3 protein-coding genes are annotated in these 3,858 nt (G+C 47.0%); 2 read left to right on the forward strand and 1 reads right to left on the reverse strand.

The window, feature by feature from the left end:
* Positions 1 to 77 precede the first annotated feature (77 nt).
* Entirely contained in the window at positions 78 to 485 is a 408-nt protein-coding gene (locus tag BLV85_RS15370) for a hypothetical protein (RefSeq protein WP_090415897.1), read from the reverse strand.
* Between the two features lie 287 nt (positions 486 to 772).
* On the opposite strand from BLV85_RS15370, the gene pth reads away from it, so the two are divergent.
* Both pth and BLV85_RS14325 read left to right on the forward strand, forming a co-directional pair.
* On the forward strand, positions 773 to 2,677 hold the full coding sequence (pth, locus tag BLV85_RS14320; RefSeq protein ID WP_090415898.1) for an aminoacyl-tRNA hydrolase: 1,905 nt from the start codon (positions 773 to 775) through the stop codon (positions 2,675 to 2,677).
* Positions 2,678 to 2,693: 16 nt separating this feature from the next.
* A complete protein-coding gene (locus tag BLV85_RS14325) occupies positions 2,694 to 3,794 on the forward strand; it encodes a Mur ligase family protein (RefSeq protein WP_176974061.1) in 1,101 nt (366 codons plus the stop codon).
* Positions 3,795 to 3,858 lie beyond the last annotated feature (64 nt).

The raw sequence follows: 3,858 nt of genomic DNA on the forward strand, positions 1-3,858 counted from the left end.
CCCCTACTTTTAGCATCATGGTACGTCCAAAATTTTAAAAGATAAATCTTACCGCCTTAAAGGCGGTGGTTTTAACCTTACTTCGGACTAATAAACTTATGTGCACGATCATCTTTATGGATACAGAGTTCTAGTGAACGTAGACCAAACCGCGTAGCAAAACGAGCGATCGATAAGTATTGATCCCCCAAATATGATCTTTCACGAAGCGTAATATAGGCTTGATGGAGTTCCTCATCTTGAGGTAAATCATCGCCTTTGATCACAATGGGCCGAGTTATTCGTCTGGCAGCATTCGGGAAACGCTCTCTAAAAAGCTTCTGGATCAACTCAATCGCCTCTAATTCTAGCGCCGATGAATAACGCGTTTCAAAATACAGATAATATGGTTGAATCTCACGCGACCCATGAAGCGCTAGATACAAGATACGAAATGTTGAGTCCCACCCACCAGTCCATAGTATTTTATGCGCTTCACATGGCATGATTGCAGCTCTCTCCTTCTCTATAATTGAGGCTCCTGCCCTGAACCATGAAGATTTCCCGCGAACAAAGCAGATAAACTTGGGCTGGTTATTTTATCTTGTATTTGATTTGTAGATCTGGACCATTAGCTGACTTAGCCAAGAAATAAGTCATATACTATAAAACTGCTACATGGTAGCGGACAAAAATAGCACAACTTTCAATTTTAAAAGAATTTTCCAAGCTATATTAATCATATCTTCAACTGAAAAGATATATTCATTCAAAATATCTGAGTAGACTCTTCATGCATCTTCTTCACCAATTGCAGATATACCGTAAGCGAGGGCTCGTCGGAGTTCTCAAGGATCACTATTGGACTGCTCATCGCGGCATAACCTATCTGCAGGCCTGGCTGCATCGTCGAAATATGCGCAACACCCGCTTTATCGGCATCACGGGCAGTGCAGGGAAAACCACAACCAAGGAACTGAGTCACCTGATTTTGTCCAGCTTCTCTGAAAGCCATGCCACTCCCCAGACCGAGAATGAACATCTGTTCATCGCCAGAACCATCCTCGAAACAAAACGGCACCATCGCTATTGCATAACAGAAGTCGCCGGTCACCAGCCTGGCTATATGGATCTTTCGTTGCGCATGCTCAAACCTGATATTGGCGTACTGACGATCATAGGCAATGATCATTTTCGAGCATTCAAAGGCACGGGCATTGAAGGGATCGCAGCAGAAAAAAGCAAGTTGATCACCGGTTTGCCCCATAATGGGACTGCCATCCTGAACATTGACGATCCGCGTGTGAAAGCTATTGGCGAGCGCTGTCAAGCACGTATCATTTGGGTGGGTAAAACGGAGGGCGCCACCATTCGGCTGCTTTCAGCCACTTCCTGCTGGCCAGAACCCTTGAAGCTGATGATAGCGTTTCAAGGCCAGGAATACGAGGTACTGACCCAGCTGCATGGCACGCATCTGGCGCTATCGGTATTGGCCGCTTTGGGTGTTGCCGTAGCTGTTGGTATTCCACTGGAAAAGGCCGTCCCTGTTCTGCGGCAAGCAGTGCCTGCAGAAGGCCGGATGCAAATCGTCAGCGATGACAAGGGGGTTGTGTTTATCCGCGACGATATGAAAGCGCCGTACTGGTCGCTACAAGCCCCATTAAATTTTCTCAAACAAGCAAACTCTCCCAGAAAGGTTGCGGTTATCGGAACACTATCTGACTTCTCGGGCGATCTTTCTGCAAAATATAAACAATTTGCGAGAGAAATCAGACAATATGCAGATCTGGTCGTTTTTGTTGGATCTAATGCCCATCGCGCTCTTCGTGCAAGAAAAGACCAGGATGACCAGACTCTCCAGGGCTTCTCAAATATTCGCGATGCGGCCATCTACCTCAAGAATGAATTGTGCAGGGGGGATCTGGTGCTTCTTAAAGGGTCAAATGCCGCTGACCATCTCGTACGTATTATCCATGACCAGAATCAACCCATTCGTTGCTGGCGCGATCGCTGCGGTCTTAATATGTTCTGCGATAGCTGTTCATACCTATACCAGACTGACTCTGAAAACGATCAGGGCACCACCATTGAACCAGCTCTGGCACAAGACAAAACCATAGCGTCTACCCCAACAAACTCCTCAACTCCTGATACTTCAACACCTGTAATAGTTGGACTCGGCAATCCTGGCAAAGAGTTTGAAGCCACACCCCACAATGCTGGCTATCAGGTACTTGACCGGATCGCCGAGCGTTTCAATGGCCACTGGCAATCCACCGAGGAAGGTCTGGTCAGTCTGGTCAACATCGATGGCAATGCTGTCAAGTTGTTTAAGCCAGCTGCGAATATGAACCTCATTGGTCCGGTGCTAAGGCAGTACCTAGCAAATAATGGCTGTACCGCCGCGCACTGCATCATCATTCATGATGACATGGATCTCGAGCTCGGCAAGGTCAGGCTTAAGCATGATGGTGGCGATGCCGGCCATCGGGGAGTGCGTTCGGTGGTTATGGCACTGGGTACTGATGCTGTTCGCCGTATACGTGTCGGCGTCAGGCGGCCCGAGGATCGAAGAAAAGCCAGAGAAATCGTGCTGGCACGACTCGCGCCGGATGAAATGACAAAAATTTCAAGTTCAATCGAGCAAGTGATCGAAATTGCCTGCAAGAGTCTTCGGCTTAGTAAACCAGAACAATAATCAGGAGATAACAAGAGTGCGGAGTATCAAATTAAATGCTTGGTGTGAAACACTTCGCTACAGGGTCAAAGTCGCCCACACGTTTTTTCAAGCATGGATACACCGAAAACGGCTTGCTCATGTATGTCTCATCGGAATTACCGGCAGTGCTGGCAAAACCAGCACTAAAGACTTGGTTCAGCTTCTGCTTTCTAATTTTCATCAAGTATCTGGCACGCTAAAATCATTGAATATAGCAATGGCTGTTGCAGAAACTATATTGAGAATAGAGCGACAAGACAGCTTTTGTGTTCTGGAAATTTCGGCATCTAAGCCGCATGCGTTAGATCTTCCCGTCCGATTATTCAAACCAAAAATTGGTGTATTGACAGTCATTGGAGACGATCATTATCAAGCGTTTAGAGGAGCTGGAATTGAAGGCATCGCTGCGGAAAAAGGCAAGCTTATTACCGGTTTGCCTCGTGATGGGACTGCTGTCTTAAACATCGACGACCCGCGTGTGAAAGCAATCGGCGAGCGCGCCCCCTGCCATGTCATATGGGTGGGCACTGCCGAAGGCGCCACTATTCGACTACTTTCTGCCACTTCCTGCTGGCCCGAACCCTTGAAGCTGATGATAACGTTTCAAGGCCAGGAATACGAGGTATTAACTCAGCTGCATGGCACGCATCTGGCACTATCAGTATTGGCTGCTTTGGGTGTTTCTATAGCCGCCGGCATTCCATTGAGTGATGCTATTCCTATTCTGGGACGAGCGACGCCTCCCGAGGGAAGAATGCAAATTGTCACTGATGATAAAGGCGTTGTGTTTATTCGTGATGATATGAAAGCACCACTTTGGTCATTACAAGCGCCGCTGGAATTCCTTAAGCAAGCAGCTGCGCCAAGAAAAATTGCTATCATCGGAACAATATCCTATTTCTCTCAAGCAAAATCTGAAGTGTATAGAAGTATTGCCAAGCGCCTTGAAGAATACGCAGACTTGATCATTTTTGTCGGCCCCGACTCGCCCTTTGCATTACCTACAGACGAGAACGAGCAACATCAATCGCTACTAAGCTTTCCCAATATTCGTGATGCATCTACCCCCCTGTGTCAGAATAGTTGTCGTGTCTAATTTTTAATTAATATTCGGGGGCGATAAGGAATAAACAATGACACGATATTCAAAAGAACGCAAA

The organism is Nitrosomonas halophila (assembly GCF_900107165.1).
In the GTDB taxonomy this organism is placed as follows: Bacteria; Pseudomonadota; Gammaproteobacteria; order Burkholderiales; family Nitrosomonadaceae; genus Nitrosomonas; species Nitrosomonas halophila.